The following is a 22,050-nucleotide window of genomic DNA, read 5'->3' on the forward strand; positions in this document are numbered from 1 at the left end:
GCTTCCTGGATATCTCAAGTTGCCTTACGTCAGCTCGATTCGGACCCGGCGATTGCGGCGGCCCTTGTTCTCGATCTTCGTCATGCGGACCGGGCGCGACTGTGCGGTGTTCGTCAGATGCGTGCCGCCGCATGCCTGACGGTCGAGCCCGGCGATCTCGACGATGCGAATCGTTCCGTCCGGCGTGGGCGGCGGCGCGACGGACAGGCTGCGGATCAGTCCGGGCGTCGCTTGGGCGTCGCGCAGGTCGAGGTAGCTGGCGCGCACCTCCAGACCCTGGCGAATCACGTCGTTGAGCGGTCCGTCAAGCGCTCGCAAGGCGTCGTTATCGGCCTCAGGCAGGTCGAAGTCCATGCGCGCGCTGCCATCCGCGTTGATCTGCGCGCCGGTCACCAGCGCGCCGGCGAACTGCTGGTAGACGAGCGCGTTCAGGATGTGGGTCGCGGTATGGAGCTGGGCAAGCGTCGAGCGCCGTTGCGCGTCGATCGATACCAGAACCTCGCCCGCCAGTTCGAGTGGCGTATCGAGCTCATGCCAATAGCAGCCGTTTTCCACCGACACCCCCACGATGCGCGCTTCGCCGTGTGCATGTCTGAGCGTTGCGGTGTCGCAGACCTGACCGCCGCCCCCGGGGTGGAGCGCGGAGCGTGACAGCAGCACGGCGCCGGGACGCGCTTCGACTACGCTGGTTTCGAACTCGAGCAGATCGGGCTCGTCATGGCAAAGATAATGGGGCATCGCAGCAAACTGGCATCAGGCGCACGGGGTTTCGATGGGGACAGTATAGTCGGCTCTGTGCGGGGCCCGTCTTGGTCAAAAGTGCTGTTTTGCGCGTCGCAATGGTGCCGACGGCATTCGCGCTGGTGCAGAACGGGCCGCCATGGTTCTGGCACGAAATCTGTAGAATGGCGTTGTCTTGCCCCGCTTCATGGCATGGTCGTTGCAACTGAGCTTGCCATTAACGCATGTACGCTTATTTGGCGCCTTGAATTGAGCGATCTGGCGGTGCACAGTTTCGTTAGTTATCTGATTGCAAGGTCGGGAGTACCTTATATGAAGTGGTTCGTCAGGCGGATCGGCGCGACGTTCGGCGCGTCGTTGGTGCTATTAGCGGCTGGCCTGATTGGCGCACCGGTAACGCGGGCGGATGAAATCTCCGTCACGCAGTGGGGCAGCAGCCTGTACGGCCTCCCATATGCCGTCGCGATGGACAAGGGCCTCTTCAAGAAGGCCGGCGTCGATATCACCGGCATTCTGACGTCGAGCGGCGGCGGCACGACGGTGCGCAATATCCTTGCCAGCAAAACGCCGTACGGTGAAGTTGCGGTAGCGGCGGCGCTTGCCGCGCAACGGCAAGGTCTCGATCTGGTGATCGTCAATGTCGGCACACGCAGCGTCGCGGAAGCCTCGATGGTCACCATGCCCGGCACCAACGTGCAGAGCGTCGCGGACCTGGCCGGCAAGAAGGTCGCGATTACAACGCCCAAAGGCGTCTCCGAAATGCTGTTGCTGATGGTGCTCAAGCAAAAGGGCGTCGACGCAGGCAAGGTGACCCGGGTCGCCTCGGGCGGCTACGTCAACGGTCTGACGATGCTGGAACAGGGCGCGGTTGCCGGCGCGGTACTGATCGAGCCGCTGTCGATCGTGCGCAAGGCCAACTACCGCACGGTCTATCGGGCGGGCGACATTCTGCAACCGATGACCACCTCGGTCGGCATTACCACCCGCGAATTTGCCAAGGCGCATCCCGACGAATTGCGCGCCATTATTGCCGGCCGCCGCGCCGGCGTGGATGCCGTGTACGCCGACCCGGCCGGCGCCGCGAAGCTGCTGGAGACGAGTTTCAAGCTCACGCCGGAGGTCGCACGCGAAGCCGTCGACAATATGGTCAAGTCGCGCATGTGGAGTGAAGGCGAATTCAATCGCGCCGAACTTGACCGCGTGACGGACGGCTTGAGGCTCGTCGGCGAATTGAATGGAGAGGTCGACTGGCCGAAGCTCGTCGATACCAGTTTCCTGCCTGCCGATCTGAAAGCGAAGAGCTCGCTATGAAAGCGCGCAATGGTGGTCCAACTCTGCAGGTCGTGGGATCACCCGCGCAACATGCGCCGGCCTCGCCCGAGGCACATGTCGAACTCACCAGTGTCACCCGCTATTTCACGCGCAGCGATTCGAAGGAGTTGTTGCATGCGCTCGGTCCGATCGATCTGACGTTGGCCAAGGGTGAGTTTTTCTCCGTGGTCGGGCCGTCCGGGTGTGGCAAGTCCACCTTGCTCGATACGCTTGCCGGACTCGCCATGCCGAGTTCCGGCACGGTGATGTTCGAAGGCCGGCCGGTGAAGGGCGTGCCCGGCGGGGTCGGCGTGGTGTTCCAGGAGGATGCGTCGTTTCCGTGGCTGAATCTGCGCGACAACATTTCGTTCGGCCTGCGCATGGCGGGGGTGGATGGCGCGGAGATCAAGCGCCGGGTCGACTATGCGATGGGCTTCATGGGCCTGAACGATTTCGCCAAGGCATACCCGTCGCAGTTGTCGGGCGGCATGCGGCAGCGCGTGTGCATCGCCAGAACGCTGGTTCTGCAGCCGCGCCTGATTCTGCTCGACGAGCCGTTCGGCGCGCTCGACCAGCAGACGCGCTTGCTGATGGGCGACGAGTTACTGCGTCTGTGGCGCGAAACCTCCGCAACGGTGTTTTTGATCACCCATGCGCTCGATGAAGCCGCGATACTGTCTGACCGGGTTGGCGTGATGTCGGCGCGGCCGGGGCGCTTCATCGATATCGTCGAGACCGGCTGGGAGCGCTCGCGCGACAGCCGCCTCTTCTCGACGCCGCGCTTCAGCGAGATCAATGGCCGTTTGTGGGAAAAGCTGCGGGTCGAATCGTCGAAGGTAATGGGTGCGCACTAGGCACGTGGGGCGTGTGGTTTTTTTCTGCGAACCTGGGAGTTCGAAGTGAAAGCCGAAAGTCTGATCCGTATCGCCGTGGTGGGGGGCTTTATCGGGCTGATCGAGCTGCTGTGCCGTTGCGGCGTCATTGCGTCCAGTGTGCTGATTCCACCATCCGCGATGTTCACGCACGGTATCGACCTGCTGCGCGGCGGCAAATTCGACCACGACATCGTCACAAGCCTCGTCAACATTGTCGCCGCGTCGATTGTCTCCGTGCTGCTCGGCTTCGTGCTGGGGCTTGGCATTCACGCGCTGCCGCCGGTGCGCCGCTCGATCGAGCCGCTGCTGTCGAGCTACTACGCGATTCCCACCTTCATCTTTTATCCGATCTTTATTGTCATGCTCGGCGTCGGCTCGCTGCCGATCATCGCGATTGCGGTGATGCTCTCGGTCGTGACCATGATTACCGCGACGCTCAACGGGCTGGACCGGATTCCGCGCGCGCTGCATAAGAGCGCTCAGGTGATGCGGCTCTCGCCCTGGCGCTCCGCGATCTACATCAAACTGCCTGCCACGCTGCCGTATCTGTTCACCGGCGTGAAGCTCGCGGTGGCGTATGCGTTCATCGGCGTGATCGCATCGGAATTCATTCTGTCCGGTTCGGGCATCGGCTACGCAATCGGTTATGCGTACAACAACTTCCAGAACGACGACATGTATTCGCTGATGCTGTTCGTGCTCGTACTGGTGACGCTGGTCAACGTCGTGCTGAACCGGATCGACCAACGGTTCCAGGCACGCCGGCAGCGCTAGGCATGCGGATACCGGGAAATACCGTCATGAAAAGATTCGTCGATCCGCTGCTTGTCGCGCTAGTCATTGTGGTGTGCTGGCAGTGCCTGCACTGGGCGCTCGGCAACGGCTCCCTCAGTTCGCCCTGGAGCACGGTCGAGGCGCTGGTCCAGATGCTCGGCACGGCAGCGTTCTGGGACAACGTCGGCGAGACTGGGCGAGCCCTTGTCTACGCACTGGTGATTGCGCTGGCCGGCGGCGTGACGCTGGGTGTGCTGCTGGGTGTGAACCGCCTGTCTGGCGTGGTGGCGGAGCCGATCCTGCTGAACCTGTATTCGCTGCCTAAGGTCACGTTGTATCCGCTGGTGTTGCTCGTATTCGGGCTCGGCTTGTCCGCCAAAGTGGCGTTTGGCGTGATGCACGGCCTGATTCCGATCCTGATGTTCACCATGAACGCGATCCGCCAGATGCGGCCGGTCTACCTGCGCGCGTCGAAGACCATGCGCCTGTCATTTGTCCGCACGATTATCCATGTCGTGCTGCCGGCGATCTTTCCGGAAGTGGTGGCGGGTTTGCGGCTGGGCTTCTCGTTGACCTTGCTCGGCGTGTTGATCGGCGAGATGTTCGCGTCGCAACGCGGGCTCGGCTATATGTTGACGAGTGCGATGAACCTTGGGGATATCCGCACGATCATGGCGGTCGCGTTGTTTCTGACTGTGTTCGCGCTCTCGTGCAATGGCTTGTTGATGATGGCCGACCGGCGCCTGAAACATCGCTGAGCGGGATCGAGTGAACAAACTGAGCGAGGTATACCCAAGGTGAAGACCACCGTGGTTTCGAGTTGGCAGCAGTTCATGACTCTGACCGCCGAGCTCGACGGCTGGGCATTCCGCGGTCAGCAGGATGCCAACTGGTTGTTGCAGAGTTCGCTGTCACGTTACCTGGCGGCGTTTGTGCCCGACCGCTCGACATGGCGGATTCAGGAGCAGCGCGCCATCCGCATTTTTCGCCGCAAGGCCCATAACTATCTCTCCGACGTGCGCGCGCTCTCGGATGATCTGCGTTGCCTCGGCCTGATGCAGCACCACGGCGCGCCGACGCGGATGCTCGATTTCACCAAGTCGCCGTTCGTTGCGGCTTTCTTTGCGCTGGAGCGCGCCGTGTCGGATGCTGCGGTTTTCGCCGTGAATACGCCGGCGTTGTGGACCAATCACGCCATTCCGACGCGTACGCCGCATCTGACTCGCGACATGATCGATCCACGTCGCAAAGGCAACTTCGAGAAATTCTTTCTGACCGACAAGAATCCGGTGATCTGGTTCGGCGAGCCCTCGGAGATGGACCAGCGGCTGATTGCCCAGGCCGGAACCTTTGTGTTGCCGGGTTTGCTGCAGGAGCCGCTCGATGAAATTCTTAACAATTACTCGAGTGATTACGAGCTGCTGCGGAAAATCGTCGTGCCGCGCTCGGTTCGGGACGACGCGATGCGCGCGCTGTACCGGATGAACATTACCAACGCGTCGTTGTTTCCGGATATGGAGGGGCTCGCGCGCTCGATCGCGCTGGAACTGGAGATGGTTTGGCCCATGGTCGACAGGATGGCGGGGCAAACTGGGCAAGAGGGCCGATAGGGCCGGCGGCGCTGCTGTAATGGTCAGTCGAAAAGCGCCGCCCTGGCGGCTTGCTTATCGAAGACTAATATGTGACTACGGGCGGCGCCGAACCTACAATGAATAACGAGTCGCGGCATATTTAAACGATTCAGGAGACGACATGCAACCGGATCAACCCACCGAGGCGCTGGGCGGCAGCGCACCACGCCTCTCGAAGTTCGGGGCGGTGCTGCGCGTGACGAGCGGCAACTTCCTCGAGCAGTTCGACTTCTTCCTGTTCGGCTTCTACGCCACCTACATTGCAAAAACCTTCTTTCCGGCCGCAAGCGAGTTTGCCTCGCTGATGCAGACCTTTGCCGTGTTCGGCGCGGGTTTCCTGATGCGACCCTTAGGGGCCATCATCCTCGGCGCCTATATCGACAAGGTCGGGCGCCGGCGCGGCCTGATCGTCACACTGGCAATCATGGCGAGCGGCACGATCCTGATCGCCTGCGTGCCAGGGTTTGCCACCATCGGCCTGCTGGCGCCGGCGTTGGTTCTGATAGGACGTCTGCTGCAGGGATTTTCGGCGGGCGCGGAATTGGGCGGCGTGTCGGTCTATCTGGCCGAAATGGCGACGCCGGGCAAGAAGGGGTTTTACACGGCATGGCAGTCGGCCAGCCAGCAGGTGGCGATTGTGGTGGCGGCAGCGCTCGGTTACGCGCTGAACCTGCTGCTCACGTCGGCACAGATCGGCGCGTGGGGCTGGCGCCTGCCGTTCCTGGTCGGCTGCCTGATCGTGCCGTTTCTCTACGTGCTGCGCCGCTCGCTGCAGGAAACCGCCGAGTTTCAGGCGCGCCGCCATCACCCGGCCACCTCCGAGGTGTTTCGTTCGATGCTCGCCAACTGGAAGACGGTCACTGCCGGCATGATGATGGTGGCAATGACCACCACCACCTTCTATCTGATCACGGTCTATACGCCGACCTTCGGCCGCGCAGTGCTGCACCTGAGCACGGCGGATGCGCTCGTCGTCACGTTTCTGGTGGGCGTGTCCAACTTTATCTGGCTGCCTATCGGTGGCGCGATCTCGGATCGGATCGGCCGGCGTCCGCTGCTGCTGTTCGTCTCCGCGCTGGCGATCGTCACCGCGTATCCGGCGCTCGAGTGGCTCGCGCACGCACCGAGCTTCCTGCGCATGCTAACGGTGCTGCTGTACTTCTCGTTCTTCTTCGGCGCCTATAACGGCGCGATGGTGGCGGCCTTGACCGAGGTGATGCCGGTCGAGGTGCGGGTGGCCGGTTTTTCGCTCGCGTACAGTCTGGCCACTGCGCTGTTCGGCGGCTTCACGCCGGCCGTCTCGACCTTCCTGATCGAGATGACCGGCGACAAGGCAGCGCCCGCGTATTGGCTGATCTTCGCGGCGTTGTGCGGCTTCTCCGCGACGCTGGTGCTGTACCGGCGCGGGGGAGCGGCCGAGTTGCAGGCAAAGTTGGGGTGAAGCGGAAGACATACGGGGGAGTGGTCTGTTTTAGCAGGTTCACATCCCCCTGAGTCAAGCGGCCATGCGCTCAGGCTATCGAGCGCCGAGTACGCGTAGCACCGCGTTGCCTTCCTCGGTGATCGCGAAACGAACGTTGCCCGGTCCCGCGTCCACCACCTGGGCGAGACCGGCGTCGCGAAGCGCTGCTACATCGGGCGTCGCCGCCATCACATCGACAGGCGCCTGAAGCAGCACCAGCAGCGTGGCGATTTCATGCGCACTGAGATACCGCGTCCCTGCGGCTTTGTTATTGCGTTGAGTTGCCTTCATGGCAAACATCCTGTGGGTTGCGCCCGTGCATCACACTGTATGAGGCTGCACGGCGCTGCATTGCCTGGTTGACTGCATGGCCGCCCGCGAACGGGCGGCACGGTTCTACGCGAAGAGCTCTTTGATGCGCTGCCAGAATGCCGCCAAACCGCGCGGTTGCGAGGCATGCAGCGCGAGCATCTCGTCGTAGTGGCCACGCGATTCCTGGACGTGGGGCAGTTGGGACAGCAGCAGACCGAAGCTCATGATATTTCCCCGTGCATAACGCTTCGCGTTGTTTAACGCGGTTCAAGGTCCACCAGACGGGCATGCCTGAGCGCTGCGTCCATCTGGCGCAAATGCGGGGTGCACGGAGAGCATTGCTACGGCGCGCACCGTCTGCCTGCTGGCAAGACGGCGGCTGGGAGAAGAGAGCGCGGGCGTCCTGCTGGTCAGGCAGAGTAACTACTGGAAATTCCTCGACATCGACTAGACAAGGTCGGAGTCCTCTGGTTGACGTTGATAGGATTCTAGGCTTGGTACAAATCTGGCGGCAAGTAAAAAGGCTGTAAAGAGAGTGTGGGCGCCCCGCAAGCTGCCATGGCTATGCCGGTGTCGGCTCCGCTTCGAGCGCGGTCCAGCTTACGCTCGAGATCCCCTTTTCCATGCGGCGGCCGACACCGGCGCCGCCGCCGCCGGCATATCCTGCTATCGTACGGTGTCATGCCGGTTTCATACAGGCAAACTGGGCCGCGCCGTGAGATTCGGCACGCTCGCCTAACTCAACCTTTGCTTCCTGTTTAGAACGCATGTCCGGTGCATCCCTGTTCAAACCGAAGGCCTCCTCCAATCTGCGCTGGCTCGCGTTGTGGGGGCCGGGCCTGCTCGTCATGCTGGCGGACTGCGATGCCGGCAATGTCGTCACGGCAGCGCAGGCAGGCGCCCAGTGGGGCCTGCAACTGCTGGTCGTGCTGCTTGGCCTGATCCCTCTGCTTTACATGGTTCAGGAACTCACCGTGCGGCTCGGCATCTTCACCGGCCGCGGGCACGGCGAGCTGATTCGCGCAAACTTCGGCGCCGTCTGGGCGTGGATCTCCGCGGCCGGGCTGGTGATTGCGGTGCTCGGCTCGCTGGTGACGGAGTTTACCGGCGTGGCGGGGGTTGGCGAAATGTATGGCGTATCGCGCTCCATTACTTTGCCGCTTGCCGTGCTGGCCTTGATCGCGGTCGTCTCGACGGGCTCGCATAAGCGGGTCGACAAGGTGGCGATGTTCATCGGCGCGTTCGAGCTGACGTTCTTCGTGGTGGCCTGGAAAGCTCACCCCGATATACCCGATGCGTTCCGGCAAATGAAGAGCCTGCCGTTCGGCAACAGCCAGTTTGCCTATATGGCGGCGGCGCTGATCGGTGCGACCTTCAACCCGTGGATGGTGTTCTATCAGCAAGCCGCCGTCGCCGACAAGAAACTCAGCGCGCAAGACTATGGTGCCGCCCGCACGGAAACGGCGTTCGGCGCGATCCTCACGCAGTCGCTGACGGCAGCGGTGCTGGTCGCTGCCGCCACCACGCTCGCAGGCGATGGCAAGTCGCACACGCTGGATAGCGTAGGGGAGATCAGCAATGCCCTCGCCACCGTGGTGGGACCGCAGGCGGGACGCGTCCTGTTTAGCGCGGGCGTGCTCGGCGCCTCGATGGTGGCGGCGATTGTCTGTTCACTGTCGCTTGCCTGGGGGCTCGGCGAAGTGGCGGGCTACAAGCGCTCGCTCGAAGACCGGCCAACAGGCGCGCCATGGTTTTACGGCGTGTATGTGGCGTCGGTTGCCGGCAGCGCGTATCTGGTCTGGCTGGCGCCTAACCTCGTGTCGTTGAACGTCGCGGCCCAGGTGGTGAATGCCTTGATGTTGCCGCTGGTGGTCGGCCTGCTGATTGCGCTGAGCGTGACCTCGCTGCCCGAAGCGCACCGTCCACGCGGCATCTATCTGTGGCTGGTCTCGGGCGTGGCCGCCCTCGTCAGTGCCGCCGGCCTCGTCGGCGCAGTCTGGGGCTTGATGTCCTGAAGACGCGTGGCTCCCGCGTGAAGAGACGGTTTTATAGTGACCGCCGATAGTCCGGCAAGCAGCGCACTAGCGGCTTGGGGAAACACGCCCCGCTGCCGGACGCCGACTGCGCTTGCGAACCGCGGCTTCGTCCTCCTCTGCCGCCGCAGCGCCTAGCGCCAGTTTGAGCGCCTTCTGGTCACGTTCAAGCTGCATTCGCATATGCCGCATGAACTGCCTCGCGGTTTCCGTGAGTGGGGTGCCGGGGCGAAACACCAGTACTCCTGTGAACATGACCTCGACATCGATCGGCTTCACGACGAGACCTCGCTCCGCGAAGTCCAGCGTCACGATCGGATGAGCGATGCCTATACCGACTCCCGCGAGCGCCAGTTCGCATACCGTGTGCGAATACGGCGTCTCGACGACCGGCTTGAGGCGGATCTCGCACGCTGTGAGCTGGGTTTCCAGCCGAAGCCTCGTGCTGTCTTCGGGATTCAGCGCGATGAAGGGAAATTCAGGCAGGTCCGCGACGGCGATGAAAGGACGCGCGGCCAAAGGGTGATGCCGGTTCATCACTGCTACAGCCGGCATCCGCGCGAATACCGAGTGCTCCAGGCCGGCCATCGACATCTCGTCGGACATCAGGCCGAAATCCACCTGGCCCGCCGAGACCTTCTCATGCACTTCGCGCGAGCTCATTACCTGTAGCGAGATTTGCACGTTTCTGGACGGAGCATCGAACGCCCCGATGACACGAGGCAGAAAGCCGGTGCCGAGTGCCGGCAGACAGGCGATCGCCATCCGCCCCAATCCGTAGGACCGCAAACTACGAATTCGATGCTCGATGACCTCGAATCCGCGGAAATATTGATCCACCTCCCGCATCAGGGCGACGGCTTCCTGGGTGGGAACGAGCCGGCTGCGTACGCGCTCGAACAGCGAGAAATCCGCCATGGTTTCCAGACGCCTGATGGCCTGGCTCACAGCCGGTTGCGAAATGCCGAGCAGGGCCGCCGCTTTGCTCGTGCTTCCCGCGTTCATGACCGCCCTGAACACCTCGATATCGCGGATCCTCATAACCTGTACTTATTGACCTAATTATTTCCGATGTTGATGCAAACCCGGGCGAAAGTAAACTGCAGTCATCAATACACCACCACGCAATCACCGAGAGCATGATGACAAGTCATACCCCGAAAGCGCCGAAGCCGTTCCGCAGCCTCTCGCCCGCCGTCATGCGGGCATCCACGGTCGTATTCGATACTCTGACCGAATTTACGCGCCGTAAGGAGCGGCAACCGGACGGTTACAGCTATGGCATCACCGGGACGCCAACGGCTCGCCAACTGGAGCAGCGCATCGCCGAACTCGAAGGCGGTGCGCATTGCGTGGTGACGCCCTCCGGTCAGTCCGCGCTGATGACGACTCTCATGGGTTTCGTGCGCGGTGGCGATCACCTGCTCGTGTCTGCTGCCTGCTACGGCGCGCTGAAGACGTTCGCAGACAAGTGGCTGGCGCACTTCAACGTCGAAGTCGAACTGTATCCGCCTGCGATCGGGGCCGAGATTAATAGCTACATCAAGCCCAACACCCGCATGATCTGCATGGAGTCGCCGGGCACGGTGACGATGGAGATGCCCGACATCCCGGCGATCGTCGAAGTCGCGAAACGTCACGGCGTATTGACGATGATGGACAACACCTGGGGAAGCCCGCTCGCTTTCAAGCCGCTCGAACACGGCGTGGACTTCAGCATCGAAGCCGCGACGAAGTTCTTCGGGGGCCATTCTGATCTGCTGATGGGCTGCATCAGCATGAACGACGCGGATTACTACGCGACCGTGCGCGAGACGCAGAGCGTTCTCGGCCAGCAGACCAGCCCCGACGACTGCTTCCTCGTGATGCGCGGTCTGGACACCCTGAAGGTTCGCTTCGCCGCCCAGAGCGCCTCGACGCTGCAGATTGCGAGGGAACTCGAACGCCACCCGGAAGTGAGCAAGGTGCTATTTCCGGCGCTACGGTCGGATGCCGGCCACGCCATCTGGAAGCGGGACTTTGCGAGCAGCGGGTGTCTCTTCTCCCTGATTCTTCAGCCCGCGCCGGAGGCTGCGTTCAGCGCGTTCTTCGATGCGCTCCAGCATTTCGCCATCGGTGCGAGCTGGGGGGGCGTGCATAGCCTTGCTGCCTACTACCCGGCCGCGTTGCAGGCCGAGCGCGCATTCCCGCTGACCGACCAGCCCATCGTGCGCCTTTCGATCGGGTTGGAGGACCCGGCGATGCTACTTGAAGACCTGTTTGCCGGTTTCGACGCTTTCAGACGAACCCGCGCAGCCGGTGCCTAGTATTTTTCCGTTCAACTGACATGGATGAGTGAGTACGAGATGAAGACAATCAATGGATGGAGACGCGCTCTCACGGCAGTGAGTTTCGTGGCGCTTGGCGCGGCGTTCAGCTTTCCCGCTACTGTGCAAGCGGCAGACCTGCTTGCGCAGGCGAAGGCGAACGGCACACTGCGCGTGGCCAACACTCAGAGCAGTCCGCCGTGGAGCATGCTTGACGACAGCAATAATCCCGTCGGCTACGACGTCGCGATTGCAAAGGAAGTCGGCAAGCGCATCGGTGTGCCGAATGTAGTATTCGTCGCCGATTCGTTCAAGAACTTCGTGGAAGGCTTGAAGACGGGCAAATACGACCTCGTCATGAACGATCTGACACCTACGCCGGAACGCGAGCAACAGGTTGACTTCAGCGATCCATACGGCGTGGAGGATTTTCGTATTTTCGTACCTGCCGGCAACACGGACATCAAGGGCAAAGACACGCTTAAAGGCAAGCGGGTGGGTGTGGTCACCGGCTCGAGCAATGAAACATGGGCACGAGCACACCTGAAAGACTCCGATATCCGTTCCTACGACAATGGGGCGCTCATCTTTAACGATCTGGGCAGTGGGCGGATCGACGCGGTGATTATTTCGCACTTCGGCGGCATGAAGTACGCCAACGTCAACCACTTACCCGTGAAGGAAGTGGGCGACCCCTTGATCTATCAGCTGTCAGCGCCGGCTATCGTGAAAGGCCAACCGGCCCTGCGCGCAGCAGTCAATAAGGCGATCGCCGAAATGATGGCTGACGGGACGATTGAGGCCATTGCGAAGAAGTGGGTTGGGAGCGATTACGATATGGCCGGCATGATCGCGAAAGCCAAGGCGCAAAAGGAGTAATCATGACCGAACTTTTCATGCGCTCGCTGCCGCTGTTGAGGAGCGCGGTGCTGATGACGATCTTCCTCGGATTAACGTCGTTCGTGCTTGGCTCGACGCTGGGTTTGCTCGTTGCGCTGGCCCGTCTCTCGAGCATGGGCGTACTGCGTGCGCTCGCATTCGCATACGTTTCGATCTTCCGTGGCACGCCGCTGCTCGTGCAGATACTGCTTATCTATTTCGGCTTGCCCCGGTATGGCCTCACACTTGACCCGGTTCCGGCCGCGCTTCTCGCGCTAACGCTGTTCTCCGCAGCGTACCTGAGCGAGAACTTCCGTTCCGGCATCAACGCAGTGGACAAGGGCCAGTGGGAAGCGGCGATGTCGCTGGGCATGGGTTACTGGAAAGCCATGACGCGGGTTATCCTCCCTCAGGGCCTGCGCATCGCCATTCCGCCGGTCGGCAGCCGCCTGATTGCACTGATCAAAGATACGTCGCTCGCCTCGACCATCACGGTGGTAGAACTGACCCGCGTGGCCGACCAGGTTGGCGCATCCACCTTTCGCTACATGGAAATGTTCCTGATGGTCGGCATCATCTACTGGGGCATCAACCAGATTCTCACGATAGTCCAGACGGTCCTTGAGAGTCGCTTGTCGAGGCGTTTTGTATGAATACGGATAGCAGGACAATCGAAGTTCGTGGACTTTCGAAGGCCTTCGGCGACAACCGGGTGTTGCGCGGCGTCGACTTCAGCGTATCGAAAGGCGAAGTTATCGTGGTGATGGGTCCGTCCGGTTCGGGCAAGACCACGCTGCTGCGCTCACTGAATTTCCTCGAAGTGCCGGATGCCGGCACCGTGACTGTGTGCGGCATTGATGTCGAATGCACCGGTGCATCGAAACCGTCACGCGAAAATCAAAAGAAGATCCGCGCGATTCGCCAGCGCACGGCAATGGTGTTCCAGTCGTTCAACCTCTTTCCGCACCGGACAGCGCTGGAAAACGTGATGGAAGGCCCGGTCAGCGTCAAGGGCGTTCCCCGCGCGCAGGCAGCGGAGCGTGGAATGCACCTGCTGACGCAGGTTGGCCTGGCGGCAAAAGCCAACGAGTATCCGGGACGGCTGTCCGGCGGTCAGAAGCAGCGCGTAGCGATCGCGCGGGCGCTCGCGATGGACCCTGAAGTCATACTCTTCGACGAGCCCACTTCCGCTCTCGATCCAGCGCTGCGAGAGGACGTCCTGAACGTCATGCGCGATGTTGCAAAGCTGGGTATGACGATGCTGATCGTCACGCACGAAGTGCGGTTTGCGCGAGATGTCGCGGATCGGGTTGTTTTCATGGACGGCGGCGTGGTTGCCGAAGACACGACACCGCAATCTTTCTTTGGTGAGGGCAGCAGTCCACGCGTCAGGCAGTTCCTTCATCTGATCGAGACCTGAACGTTGAAGACGCCGCGACCGATCGTTCCTGCGTACTGCCGGTCGCGCAGCGGTTATGGTCGCCTGCCGCTATTCGCGCCCGGCTGCGATCGGCCATAAGAGAAGTAGCTGCGATCCGGTATCGGCTTCCGGCCCGGATACTTCGAGCGCCGTGGCCTCGGCCATGGCAACAATGGTTCGATCAATTTTTTGCAATTTGTCGTCAATGATCGTCTTTCTCATCTCCCTTGTTTTGTCGATTAAAACGCGCAAGGTTAAACAGGATAACTAACTGGATAACAACCAATTTAAGCTCTCTTTGAAATCGTATCTTAACCCCGCCGATAAATGTCGTATCGCTGTCGTGCTCATTACAGAGCGTGAACCAGGTCAGGTCGTGTGATTACGCAGTGTTGAGCAACAGAAAAGCTCGATGTACACAATGACAAGCGTACCGACCTGAAGTTTCGTGTGGGCGCCCGTCGGGTGGATAAGTAGAGTAGTCATGGATACAACATCTTCCGATAGTACTGGTCGCCAATGGAGCGTGGCGCTGATCCAGACCAAAATGATCCCTCCCCGTCTTCCACCTGGCTGCGTGCAACGCCCCGCATTGCTCCAGCGGCTGCATGAGGCACCGGCGCGCGGCGTAACTGTCGTGACCGCCCCTGCGGGTTTCGGCAAGACAACCCTGCTTGCTGGGTGGTGTGAAGCGCTGTCGGAGCAAAAGCATCCGGTTGCATGGCTCAGCCTTGACGAAGAAGACGATGATCCGCAGCAGTTCGGTGCATATCTGGTGGCGGCGTTTTCCCGGACGTCGGAGGACATCTCCTGGCAAGCGCAACAACTCTTGAATCATGACGCGCTCACCCCCATTAAAACAGTCATCTCAGCGCTCTTGAATGGGATCGCCGCATACGGCCGGTGCGTTTTCCTCATTCTGGATGACGCCGACCGCCTGACCGCGATGCCAGTTCTCGCGATTGCGTCCCGTTTGCTGCGCTATGCACCCGAAAACATGCATATCCTGCTCGGAGCGCGAGGCGAACCTGCCTTGTTGCTTGGTCAGTTTAGATCGCCAAACGAGCTAGTGCGTATTGATGTCGATGATCTCCGTTTTTCGACCAACGACGCGCAGGCTGTTTTTGACCAGACAGGTGCCGTACCGCTCGACCGGACCAGCGTTGAGTTGTTGAACGAGGCGACTGAAGGGTGGGTCGCCGGTTTGCAATTGGCTTCTCTTGCGCTACGCGAGGTGAGCGATGCGGCTAAGGTCGCCAGCAACCTCACCGGAGCCGCTTTCGGAATCGATCGGTACTTGAACGACACGGTGCTTGCGCATCTGCCGCCCCCTATGCTGAAGTTTTTGCTGTACACATCGATTCTTGAACGACTTACCCCTGCGCTGTGCGATGCCATCATGGGCGGGGGGAACGAAAGCTGGGCAAAACTTGACTGGCTCGAGCGGCATAGCGTGTTCATCTGGCCGCTAGATGAAACACAAGGATGGTACCGCTATCACGCCCTGCTGTCCGAGGCGCTTCGACGGCGCCTTCTACGCCAGATGCCACAAGAGGTTCGTTTGTTGCATCGTCGTGCGTCCCAGTGGTTTTCAAGATCACGTCTGTGGCCCGAGGCAGTCAGGCATGCGTTGGCCGCGGGCGACCCAGAGCAGGCTGCACAGTGGATGGAGAACTGTGCAATGGAGATGCTGGAGCACGGTGAGTTCTACACGTTGCCAGGGTGGGTCGGAAAACTGCCACCGGCTGCAACGCCCCTGCCTGTTGATGCCGTGACAACGTCGTCAGATATTCTAACGGCGAGGGAGTTCGAGGTACTCAACCACGTTGCCTGTGGCCTTTCGAACAAGGAAATCGGTCGTTCGTTGAAACTGGCGCCTGAGACGGTCAAGTGGCACTTGAAAAACATCTTCGAAAAGCTCGATGTAAGTTCGCGAATTGAGGCCGTACAGAGAGTTTTTGGAGTAACAGTGCGCACGGCGCTGTCACGTTGACGCGTCGACGGCTCGCCACAACACATAAGGTTCACCGCGCAGCGTCACACGCATCTCATCGAGATGCCAGGTACTTCCCGGTTTGCGCCGGGCAGCCTTGACGCGATGCGCGAACCCCGCGCCAAATTTGTCGCACCAGCGGCGAACGGTTTCGTAACTCACCACGACGCCACACTCGAACAGCAACTCTTCAATGTCGCGCAAGCTCAGCCGAAACCTGAAGTACCAGCGAACGGCACACTGATCACCACCGCCGGAAAGCGATGACAGTGATAGAGCGATTTGGAATTCTTCATCGCGCGATCTTACCCGACAGACCCGTCAACGTGACAGCGCCCTTCTTGCGCATCTACATGGGACACCCGCGCCAGAGGCTCGAATGCGATCCGGCCCAACCCGAGCATATCGTTACCGAGAGCGGTGTCGGCTACCGGTTGATCGGCGTCGAGAACTAGCCAAGCCAATAGGGCGGCACGCGTCATTACACATTCTTTGCACAGATGGCATCCGGTTTTTCAGGTTCTTGATGGAGCATGTGCTGAAATAGATACATCAAGATGGATTCGTCAAAGAATTCGGATTGCCAGGTAAAAGCGTAGCGCCGCGCTGAAAATCAACGACGACGCTTGCGCGGCGCCGTAGCGTGGCCACAAACAGAAGAAGGGGGCTCACCATGACCAATGACGAGATCAAGGCGCTGATCATGGAGATCCGGCGCTATGCGGAGAATCGCCGCGGCGACGTGGCGCGCGGTGCGGAAACGCCGGCGCTCGCGGCGCTGATGGTCGAGAAATTCGGTGAGGGCATTGCCAAGGCCACCCAGTTGCTTGGCGTGGACGGGGCAAACGAACTCAGACGGGAAATCGACCGGCTGGTGCGCGAAGTCGATCCGCATTATCCGACCCATCTGCAGTACCGCTTCGAAGCACGACCGGCCGGACTGGCGATCAACGGATCGGCGCACTGAATACCCAGAACATACCGAACACAGCGAAAAAGACGGCGAGCCGCCAAAAGAGCGGCCCGCTCAACAGTATGAGGAATAGCATGGCATTCAAACAAACGAAGGGAAACATGACCGTAGAGGCCTGCGTGTTTCCCGCTCCGGGTCAGATGTTCAAAGGCGCGCTCCGTGTGACCACTACGCGTAACGACAAGACGTTAGAGCAGATCACAGGACGCGGCTGCGGCCGACCAATGCGCAGTGCCGATGCTGCGCTGGAGTTGGCTGAACTCGAAGCCCGGCGCATTCTCGGCCTCTGAGACAGGCGGCATGGTATTTCGACCGCTTTTCCGGTCGCGTTCGCTCGCGGTGAGCGCGACGGGAAAAGCGGTTGGCACATGCCGATACCTCCAATCTTTTTACGCGAGCTTGACGCCGATTCGTGTAGCCTGACATCAAGTAAACGAAGCGAGGGGCGACATGACGCACCCAATGACGAGCCTGCGCGCTCTGCTCGGCGCGGGCAAGAGCGCAGTCCGGTCCCGGCCGCAAACCGGGCCGGGCCGCAATGTGATGATGCACATCACGCTCGACGCACAACACGCCACACCGTTGCGCCAGGCGCTGACACGCGACTGCGGCGACCAGCCGTGGACCATTCGGGTCGCACCGCTGGCCGGAACCGGACGCGTGAGGCTTTCGCTCTATCTGCCGAGGACAGCGGTCGACGGGGCGATCCAGCGGGTCGCCCATCTGGCGCCCACGGCCGAATTGGGCCAACTCTTCGAAGTCCCCGACACTCCCACCGACTCCTGGCGTGGCCTGATGCATGCCGACTCGGCGCCCCGCGTCAATCCGGCCGATGCCGTTGCTGCAGCCGCTGGGGAGGAGCAGACCGATGCGACGGCGGAACTGGACAGCAGCAGCGCCGCCGGTAGTGCGATTGCGCGGCTGATTTCGCCTGAGCATGTGCTGCTCGGTCTGGACGTCGCTAACCGCCAGGATCTGTTCGTCGCGCTAGGGCGTTTCTTCGAACAGCACTATGCATTGCCGGCTGCCGTTGTGACTGCAGGGCTCGAAGCCCGTGAGGCGATGGGTTCGACTGGGCTTGGCCAGGGCGTCGCGGTGCCGCATGGCCAGATCAAAGGCCTGCGGCATGCGATGGTCCTGTATGTGCGCCCAGCCAGGCCGATTCCCTTCGATGCACCAGACGGCAAGCCGGTCAGCGATATCGTCGTGCTGCTGGTGCCGAAATGGGCGAATTCGACCCATCTGCGTCTGCTCGCCGACGTAGCCGAGCGCTTTTGCGATCATCAGTTCCGCGAGCAACTGCATGCGTGCGACGATGCGACAGCCGTCTGCCAGCTTTTTGTCGACTATGTCGCCGACTGAGTGAGGGTGGGGTCGATGCCTGCTACCGCAAATTCCGCGCGCAAATCCTGCAATACCTCACGGGCTTCGCTCAGGCGTGCCACCAGTTCCGCAGAGGCGCGGCTGATCGGCATGCGGGTTTCATCGGTCATCGGATGATCGAACGCCAACATGGCCTTGATCGCAGACGGATTGGGTGCGGCGAACAGCAGCTTGATCAACGGTTGCAAGCCGGCGAACAGGGTTTGAGCCTCTGCGACGCGCTTCGTCTCGGCGAGCGCCTGCACTTCGATCAGCAGATCTGCGCAAACATGGGCGCTGGCCAGAATGCCACCGGCGCCGCCCTCGTGAATGCAGTCGAGGAAGGCCTCGTCCGTGCCGCACAACAGGCTGATCGGCACGGTGCGCAGCCTGGCGAAGTTATCCTTCACGCATTCCTTGATGGCGACAACGTTATCGAGCTCAGTCAGGCGCGCGACCGTGTCCGGTGCGATCGCTACGCCGGTTCGATGCGGTACGTTGTACAGCACGATCGAGCGGTCGGTTGCGCTCGCAACCTGTTCGAAGTGCCATTGCACGCCGGCCTGATCCGGGCACATGTAGGAGGGCGGCGAGACCAGATAGCCGCTGCAATCCCAATGTTCGTAGCGGCGCAGTTCGCGCACCACCTCGCGGGTGTCCGGCCCGCCCACGCCGACCAGCACCGGCAGGCGGCCGCCGACCACATCGGTAATGGCCTGCAGTACGGTGACCCGCTCGGTTTCGGACAACAATGCCGCTTCGCCGGTCGTACCGAGGGCAACAAAACCGCTGATCTCCGTGCGTGAATAGTAATCGGCCAGATGCTGCAGGGCGTCGATATCGACTTCGCCGTTACGCATCGGCGTGACGAGAGGCAACCAGATGCCTGAGTACATGATTAGTGGTGCTCCCTGCTGAGGGGGCGGCGCTTGAGCGCGCCGATCATCGCGTGGGGCAGCGTCGTGAGCAACGCATGTAGGGTGAAGTCGAGGTCGTCCGGGGCGATGTCGAGGTCCACCTGGGCCTGGTCGCGCACGACTTCGGTGCTAACTACGTAGACGCCGAGCGGGGAGTGCAACAGAGCCTTGAGCTGCGCGCGAGCGTCTTGCTCGGAGTGGCCGAGCAGGGTCACCGGCAATTGCACCCGTGGCGAAGGAAAGGGGATGACGTTGTGGCGGGCGATGGTTGGCGTGCGTTGCGGTCCAACGTCGAAGACTTGCAGTGACTGAGGATGTGCCATGTGTGGGTTTGTGTTACTGCGGTTGTTCAACACAGTGACTAGGTTAGACGCCTCGGTGTAAACACCACGCTAAAATCCGCACGCCTGGCGGAAAAATGCGGTGGTGCTTTGCCCCTACGCACTAGCTGACAGCCAGATGACGCAAACATGGCAGCGAGCCGTCGGCAAGGTGAAGTTTCTGTCATGAAGGCGCGCGGCCTCGAGAATAGGTGTCAAATGGGCATCTCAATCCGAGAAAGCGAGGTCTGTCATGGATACCCGGAATTCGTTTGCTGCCGCGCGGCGCTCGTTTGCCCTAAAGCCTGACTCAGGGAAGACTCCCGCGACTTCATGGCGCCTGAGCGGCGCCGCCGGCGTGGGCGCGCTCGCTGCGTTATTGCTTGCCGGCTGCGCCCAGAATCCACTGGCTTATCAGCCCGGCGCCAATGCGGCGACGCTGACCGCCCGCCTTGGGCAGCCGTCCGAGGTGTATCCGCTCGCCGACGGCGGCAAGCGCTTGATGTGGACGACCCAGCCGTTCGGTGAAACCACCGTCGCCGCCGATGTCGCCGCCGACGGCACGGTGCAGAGCGTGCGTCAGGTGCTGCAGCCCAACGAGTTCGCCAAGGCGCAGGTCGGCATATGGACCGAGCACGACGTGCTGACGAATTTCGGCCGGCCGGAGGAAACCGTATCCATGCCGCTGAAGAACCAGGAAGTGTGGAGCTACCGGTATCAGGAAGGCGGCACGTGGAAGCTGCTATATAACTTCTACTTCGACCGCTCCGGCGTGCTGCGCATGACGCAGAAGTCGCCGGATAGCCTCAATCAGAACGGCGACGGGGTGCTTTGAGCGTGCTGGGTGGTGCGAGTCTTCGGCTATCGCTCGTAGCATAGCCCGGTGGGTTAGCCGCGCTATCCCGCTTCGATACGCATCGACAGCGTGAGCGGCTGACCCGGCAGCGCGATATCGCGCTCTGCGTCGAAGCGTCCAGCCAGGTGGCTGCCCGGCTCGATGCAGAGGTATCGGCCAGCGGGCGGGGCGTGCACGACGGTGTAGCGGGCCTCGCTACTGGCTATGCGGACGCGGCGTGCTTCGGCCGGGTAGAGGAGTGCGTTGTCGCAAGCGGCGGTTTCGCAGAACCAGGTCGCCGCAGGGCCGAGGGGGCTGCAGGGAGGCCGCGCCGTGGCCACTGCTGGCGCTGCTCCGAACTGCAGCGGCGCAGCGAGTGTCTCGCGATTCTCGGGTAGTCCATTGCTGCGAGCGCCGGCTAGCCATCGCGCGGAGGCCTCGACCCGCGCCCGGACTCCGCTGTGCAGCGGAAAATGCGGATGAAAACCAAGGCCGGCTGGCATCGGTTCAGGCGAACGGTTGACGACAGCAAGCGCGAAACTGACGCCGCGGGGATCGAGCGAGATCGTCTGGCTTGCTTCATAGTCCCAAGGCCACGCATGGCTGGCGGCTACCTCGAGCGTCATCACGCAATGCCTCTCGGTGACGTCCGTTACCGCCCACGCTCGCCGCAACCCCCACCCGTGCAGGAAACCCGCTGCTTCAGGATCCGCCACCCGGACCACGCGCTCGCGCCAGATGAAGGCGTTCGCGGCGAACTTGTTGGTGAACGGCAGCATCGCAAAGCAGCCGGCCCGCGGCCACAGCGCGGCATCGAAGCCGGCGGGGTCGAGCGGCACCAGGTAGTCGAAGGTCGCGTCGTTGCGCAGATGCCGTAACAGCCGCCCGACCCGTGCGCCAAGCTCGGGGTAGATCAGCAGTTCGAGATCGCCGGCCCGCAGGCTCACGGGAGTGCGAGCCGCATCGGGCGGGCGGCTCGCGGTGGACAACACAAGCGTCATGCGACCGTATGGTTCGCCATGACTTCGAGCGCCTTCACGAGGGCCGAGTGATCGAGCTGGTCCGCATCATGTGCGTGGCACAGGTTGAACAGTTGCTGGCACAGGGCCGTGCTGGGCAGCGGCACGCCGAGCGCCTTCGCGCCTTCGAGCGCGAGCCCCAGGTCCTTGCGGTGCAGTTCGATCCGGAAGCCCGGCGCGAAGGTGCGCTTGATCATGCGCTCGCCATGCACTTCGAGAATCCGCGACGATGCGAAGCCGCCCATCAACGCCTCGCGCACCCGCGCCGGGTCTGCACCTGCTTTGGAGGCAAACAGCAGGGCTTCGCCGACTGCCTCGATGGTCAGCGCGACGATGATCTGGTTCGCTACCTTGCAGGTCTGTCCCGCCCCGGAGTCGCCGACCAGCGTGATGTTCTTGCCCATCAGTTCGAACAGGGGCTTCACCTTGTCGAAAGCGCTTTGCGAACCGCCGGCCATGATCGTCAGCGTCGCAGCCTTGGCGCCCACTTCGCCGCCCGAGACCGGTGCGTCGAGATAGTCGCAACCGAGCGCGGCGATCTTTGCGGCAAACGCCTTGGTGGGCAGCGGCGCGATCGAACTCATGTCGATCACGGTTTTGCCGGCGCTCAGACCTTCCGCAATGCCGTCGCTGCCGAACAACACGGCTTCGACATCAGGCGTGTCCGGCAGCATCGTAATGATGATGCCGGCCTGTTGAGCCACCTCTTTCGGGGAATGGCAAAGCGTCGCGCCGCCGCTGGCGAGTTCGTCAGGCAATGCGCCGCTGCGTTTGTAGGCGAACAGCGTGTGACCGCCTGCCTGCAGGTTGCGCGCCATCGGCGCGCCCATGATGCCGAGTCCAATAAAGCCGATCTTTGCCATGATGGTTGTCCGTAGACCTTTCGG

25 protein-coding genes and 2 pseudogenes are annotated in these 22,050 nt (G+C 61.7%); 17 read left to right on the forward strand and 10 right to left on the reverse strand.

All coding sequences use genetic code 11. The features are described from left to right. Positions 1-24: 24 nt before the first annotated feature. Complete coding sequence (locus tag BLQ92_RS06460; RefSeq protein ID WP_090682662.1) at positions 25-738, reverse strand: alanyl-tRNA editing protein; 714 nt, start codon at positions 736-738, stop codon at positions 25-27. 315 nt (positions 739-1,053) lie between these two features. On the opposite strand from BLQ92_RS06460, the gene BLQ92_RS06465 reads away from it, so the two are divergent. The 6 genes from BLQ92_RS06465 (at position 1,054) to tcuC (ending at position 6,773) form a co-directional block, all read left to right on the forward strand. Next, on the forward strand, positions 1,054-2,052 hold the full coding sequence (locus BLQ92_RS06465; protein ID WP_090682664.1) for an ABC transporter substrate-binding protein: 999 nt from the start codon (positions 1,054-1,056) through the stop codon (positions 2,050-2,052). Further along, positions 2,049-2,906: an ABC transporter ATP-binding protein gene (locus BLQ92_RS06470; protein WP_090682665.1), complete on the forward strand. Its 858-nt coding sequence runs from the start codon at positions 2,049-2,051 to the stop codon at positions 2,904-2,906. The genes BLQ92_RS06465 and BLQ92_RS06470 overlap by 4 nt, the downstream gene beginning before the upstream one ends. A 45-nt stretch (positions 2,907-2,951) precedes the next feature. Then, entirely contained in the window at positions 2,952-3,701 is a 750-nt protein-coding gene (locus BLQ92_RS06475) for an ABC transporter permease (RefSeq protein WP_090682666.1), read from the forward strand. 26 nt (positions 3,702-3,727) lie between these two features. Continuing rightward, entirely contained in the window at positions 3,728-4,459 is a 732-nt protein-coding gene (locus BLQ92_RS06480; RefSeq protein ID WP_090682668.1) for an ABC transporter permease, read from the forward strand. A gap of 75 nt (positions 4,460-4,534) precedes the next feature. Next, positions 4,535-5,311: an FRG domain-containing protein gene (locus BLQ92_RS06485; RefSeq protein ID WP_244106076.1), complete on the forward strand. Its 777-nt coding sequence runs from the start codon at positions 4,535-4,537 to the stop codon at positions 5,309-5,311. A 142-nt stretch (positions 5,312-5,453) separates the two neighbouring features. Continuing rightward, a complete protein-coding gene (tcuC, locus tag BLQ92_RS06490) occupies positions 5,454-6,773 on the forward strand; it encodes an MFS transporter (protein ID WP_090682672.1) in 1,320 nt (439 codons plus the stop codon). A 75-nt stretch (positions 6,774-6,848) separates the two neighbouring features. On the opposite strand, the gene BLQ92_RS06495 is transcribed toward tcuC, so the two are convergent. Next, positions 6,849-7,085 (reverse strand): hypothetical protein, encoded by a 237-nt coding sequence (locus tag BLQ92_RS06495; RefSeq protein WP_090682673.1) that lies wholly within the window; start codon positions 7,083-7,085, stop codon positions 6,849-6,851. A gap of 105 nt (positions 7,086-7,190) precedes the next feature. Further along, positions 7,191-7,331 carry a hypothetical protein gene (locus BLQ92_RS39860; protein ID WP_175772121.1) on the reverse strand — a complete coding sequence of 47 codons (141 nt, stop codon included), beginning with the start codon at positions 7,329-7,331 and terminating at the stop codon, positions 7,191-7,193. A 542-nt stretch (positions 7,332-7,873) separates the two neighbouring features. Between BLQ92_RS39860 and BLQ92_RS06500 the strand changes: the two genes are divergently transcribed. Next, positions 7,874-9,121 carry an NRAMP family divalent metal transporter gene (locus tag BLQ92_RS06500; RefSeq protein WP_175772120.1) on the forward strand — a complete coding sequence of 416 codons (1,248 nt, stop codon included), beginning with the start codon at positions 7,874-7,876 and terminating at the stop codon, positions 9,119-9,121. A 66-nt stretch (positions 9,122-9,187) separates the two neighbouring features. On the opposite strand, the gene BLQ92_RS06505 is transcribed toward BLQ92_RS06500, so the two are convergent. Continuing rightward, positions 9,188-10,180, reverse strand: coding sequence for a LysR substrate-binding domain-containing protein (locus tag BLQ92_RS06505; RefSeq protein ID WP_244106075.1), 993 nt, complete (start codon positions 10,178-10,180; stop codon positions 9,188-9,190). Positions 10,181-10,281: 101 nt separating this feature from the next. On the opposite strand from BLQ92_RS06505, the gene metC reads away from it, so the two are divergent. The 4 genes from metC to BLQ92_RS06525 are packed head-to-tail and all read left to right on the forward strand — an operon-like array spanning position 10,282 to position 13,744. Beyond that, positions 10,282-11,445 (forward strand): cystathionine beta-lyase, encoded by a 1,164-nt coding sequence (gene metC, locus BLQ92_RS06510; RefSeq protein WP_090682675.1) that lies wholly within the window; start codon positions 10,282-10,284, stop codon positions 11,443-11,445. A 39-nt stretch (positions 11,446-11,484) separates the two neighbouring features. Further along, complete coding sequence (locus BLQ92_RS06515) at positions 11,485-12,324, forward strand: ABC transporter substrate-binding protein (RefSeq protein WP_244106074.1); 840 nt, start codon at positions 11,485-11,487, stop codon at positions 12,322-12,324. 2 nt (positions 12,325-12,326) lie between these two features. Beyond that, positions 12,327-12,977: an amino acid ABC transporter permease gene (locus BLQ92_RS06520; protein WP_090682679.1), complete on the forward strand. Its 651-nt coding sequence runs from the start codon at positions 12,327-12,329 to the stop codon at positions 12,975-12,977. Then, on the forward strand, positions 12,974-13,744 hold the full coding sequence (locus tag BLQ92_RS06525) for an amino acid ABC transporter ATP-binding protein (protein WP_090682681.1): 771 nt from the start codon (positions 12,974-12,976) through the stop codon (positions 13,742-13,744). The genes BLQ92_RS06520 and BLQ92_RS06525 overlap by 4 nt, the downstream gene beginning before the upstream one ends. 107 nt (positions 13,745-13,851) lie before the next feature. Here BLQ92_RS06525 and BLQ92_RS39865 read toward each other — a convergent pair. Continuing rightward, positions 13,852-13,966: pseudogene (locus tag BLQ92_RS39865) on the reverse strand (IS5/IS1182 family transposase); the annotation flags it as partial. Between the two features lie 262 nt (positions 13,967-14,228). Here BLQ92_RS39865 and BLQ92_RS06530 point away from each other — a divergent pair. After that, entirely contained in the window at positions 14,229-15,737 is a 1,509-nt protein-coding gene (locus BLQ92_RS06530) for a helix-turn-helix transcriptional regulator (RefSeq protein WP_090682683.1), read from the forward strand. 3 nt (positions 15,738-15,740) lie between these two features. On the opposite strand, the pseudogene BLQ92_RS41350 reads toward BLQ92_RS06530, so the two are convergent. Beyond that, a pseudogene (locus tag BLQ92_RS41350) lies at positions 15,741-16,033 on the reverse strand (IS6 family transposase); the annotation flags it as partial. Between the two features lie 30 nt (positions 16,034-16,063). Between BLQ92_RS41350 and BLQ92_RS39240 the strand changes: the two are divergent. The 4 genes from BLQ92_RS39240 to BLQ92_RS06550 all read left to right on the forward strand — a co-directional run bounded on the left by BLQ92_RS39240 (position 16,064) and on the right by BLQ92_RS06550 (position 18,072). Further along, positions 16,064-16,192 carry a hypothetical protein gene (locus BLQ92_RS39240; protein ID WP_425194895.1) on the forward strand — a complete coding sequence of 43 codons (129 nt, stop codon included), beginning with the start codon at positions 16,064-16,066 and terminating at the stop codon, positions 16,190-16,192. A 218-nt stretch (positions 16,193-16,410) separates the two neighbouring features. After that, the gene (locus BLQ92_RS06540; protein ID WP_090682685.1) at positions 16,411-16,704 is read left to right on the forward strand and encodes a hypothetical protein; all 294 of its coding nucleotides are present in this window, start codon (positions 16,411-16,413) and stop codon (positions 16,702-16,704) included. Positions 16,705-16,784: 80 nt separating this feature from the next. Beyond that, positions 16,785-17,000 (forward strand): hypothetical protein, encoded by a 216-nt coding sequence (locus BLQ92_RS06545; protein WP_143016518.1) that lies wholly within the window; start codon positions 16,785-16,787, stop codon positions 16,998-17,000. 160 nt (positions 17,001-17,160) lie between these two features. Next, positions 17,161-18,072 carry a PTS sugar transporter subunit IIA gene (locus tag BLQ92_RS06550; protein WP_090682688.1) on the forward strand — a complete coding sequence of 304 codons (912 nt, stop codon included), beginning with the start codon at positions 17,161-17,163 and terminating at the stop codon, positions 18,070-18,072. Here BLQ92_RS06550 and BLQ92_RS06555 read toward each other — a convergent pair. Together BLQ92_RS06555 and BLQ92_RS06560 are read right to left on the reverse strand one after the other, a co-directional pair. Beyond that, positions 18,057-18,968: a 4-hydroxy-tetrahydrodipicolinate synthase family protein gene (locus BLQ92_RS06555; protein WP_090682689.1), complete on the reverse strand. Its 912-nt coding sequence runs from the start codon at positions 18,966-18,968 to the stop codon at positions 18,057-18,059. The genes BLQ92_RS06550 and BLQ92_RS06555 overlap by 16 nt on opposite strands. A 2-nt stretch (positions 18,969-18,970) precedes the next feature. Then, a complete protein-coding gene (locus BLQ92_RS06560) occupies positions 18,971-19,312 on the reverse strand; it encodes a hypothetical protein (protein WP_244106072.1) in 342 nt (113 codons plus the stop codon). Between the two features lie 250 nt (positions 19,313-19,562). Between BLQ92_RS06560 and BLQ92_RS06565 the strand changes: the two genes are divergently transcribed. Next, positions 19,563-20,144, forward strand: coding sequence for a hypothetical protein (locus tag BLQ92_RS06565; RefSeq protein ID WP_244106071.1), 582 nt, complete (start codon positions 19,563-19,565; stop codon positions 20,142-20,144). Positions 20,145-20,206: 62 nt separating this feature from the next. Here the strand turns inward: BLQ92_RS06565 and BLQ92_RS06570 are convergent, their stop codons facing one another. Further along, on the reverse strand, positions 20,207-21,145 hold the full coding sequence (locus tag BLQ92_RS06570; protein WP_090682691.1) for an aldose epimerase family protein: 939 nt from the start codon (positions 21,143-21,145) through the stop codon (positions 20,207-20,209). Next, the gene (locus BLQ92_RS06575; protein WP_090682692.1) at positions 21,142-22,026 is read right to left on the reverse strand and encodes a 2-hydroxy-3-oxopropionate reductase; all 885 of its coding nucleotides are present in this window, start codon (positions 22,024-22,026) and stop codon (positions 21,142-21,144) included. Before BLQ92_RS06575 ends, BLQ92_RS06570 begins: the two co-directional genes overlap by 4 nt. Positions 22,027-22,050: the final 24 nt, after the last annotated feature.

The organism is Paraburkholderia phenazinium (assembly GCF_900100735.1).
Taxonomy (GTDB): domain Bacteria; phylum Pseudomonadota; class Gammaproteobacteria; order Burkholderiales; family Burkholderiaceae; genus Paraburkholderia; species Paraburkholderia phenazinia.

Coding starts and splice junctions, on each gene's coding strand:
- BLQ92_RS06460 (WP_090682662.1), bottom strand. CDS start 738: ATGCCCCATTATCTTTGCCATGACGAGCCCGATCTGCTCGAGTTCGAA.
- BLQ92_RS06465 (WP_090682664.1), top strand. CDS start 1,054: ATGAAGTGGTTCGTCAGGCGGATCGGCGCGACGTTCGGCGCGTCGTTG.
- BLQ92_RS06470 (WP_090682665.1), top strand. CDS start 2,049: ATGAAAGCGCGCAATGGTGGTCCAACTCTGCAGGTCGTGGGATCACCC.
- BLQ92_RS06480 (WP_090682668.1), top strand. CDS start 3,728: ATGAAAAGATTCGTCGATCCGCTGCTTGTCGCGCTAGTCATTGTGGTG.
- BLQ92_RS06485 (WP_244106076.1), top strand. CDS start 4,535: ATGACTCTGACCGCCGAGCTCGACGGCTGGGCATTCCGCGGTCAGCAG.
- tcuC (WP_090682672.1), top strand. CDS start 5,454: ATGCAACCGGATCAACCCACCGAGGCGCTGGGCGGCAGCGCACCACGC.
- BLQ92_RS06495 (WP_090682673.1), bottom strand. CDS start 7,085: ATGAAGGCAACTCAACGCAATAACAAAGCCGCAGGGACGCGGTATCTC.
- BLQ92_RS39860 (WP_175772121.1), bottom strand. CDS start 7,331: ATGAGCTTCGGTCTGCTGCTGTCCCAACTGCCCCACGTCCAGGAATCG.
- BLQ92_RS06500 (WP_175772120.1), top strand. CDS start 7,874: ATGTCCGGTGCATCCCTGTTCAAACCGAAGGCCTCCTCCAATCTGCGC.
- BLQ92_RS06505 (WP_244106075.1), bottom strand. CDS start 10,180: ATGAGGATCCGCGATATCGAGGTGTTCAGGGCGGTCATGAACGCGGGA.
- metC (WP_090682675.1), top strand. CDS start 10,282: ATGACAAGTCATACCCCGAAAGCGCCGAAGCCGTTCCGCAGCCTCTCG.
- BLQ92_RS06515 (WP_244106074.1), top strand. CDS start 11,485: ATGAAGACAATCAATGGATGGAGACGCGCTCTCACGGCAGTGAGTTTC.
- BLQ92_RS06520 (WP_090682679.1), top strand. CDS start 12,327: ATGACCGAACTTTTCATGCGCTCGCTGCCGCTGTTGAGGAGCGCGGTG.
- BLQ92_RS06525 (WP_090682681.1), top strand. CDS start 12,974: ATGAATACGGATAGCAGGACAATCGAAGTTCGTGGACTTTCGAAGGCC.
- BLQ92_RS06530 (WP_090682683.1), top strand. CDS start 14,229: ATGGATACAACATCTTCCGATAGTACTGGTCGCCAATGGAGCGTGGCG.
- BLQ92_RS06540 (WP_090682685.1), top strand. CDS start 16,411: ATGACCAATGACGAGATCAAGGCGCTGATCATGGAGATCCGGCGCTAT.
- BLQ92_RS06545 (WP_143016518.1), top strand. CDS start 16,785: ATGGCATTCAAACAAACGAAGGGAAACATGACCGTAGAGGCCTGCGTG.
- BLQ92_RS06550 (WP_090682688.1), top strand. CDS start 17,161: ATGACGCACCCAATGACGAGCCTGCGCGCTCTGCTCGGCGCGGGCAAG.
- BLQ92_RS06555 (WP_090682689.1), bottom strand. CDS start 18,968: ATGTACTCAGGCATCTGGTTGCCTCTCGTCACGCCGATGCGTAACGGC.
- BLQ92_RS06560 (WP_244106072.1), bottom strand. CDS start 19,312: ATGGCACATCCTCAGTCACTGCAAGTCTTCGACGTTGGACCGCAACGC.
- BLQ92_RS06565 (WP_244106071.1), top strand. CDS start 19,563: ATGGATACCCGGAATTCGTTTGCTGCCGCGCGGCGCTCGTTTGCCCTA.
- BLQ92_RS06570 (WP_090682691.1), bottom strand. CDS start 21,145: ATGACGCTTGTGTTGTCCACCGCGAGCCGCCCGCCCGATGCGGCTCGC.
- BLQ92_RS06575 (WP_090682692.1), bottom strand. CDS start 22,026: ATGGCAAAGATCGGCTTTATTGGACTCGGCATCATGGGCGCGCCGATG.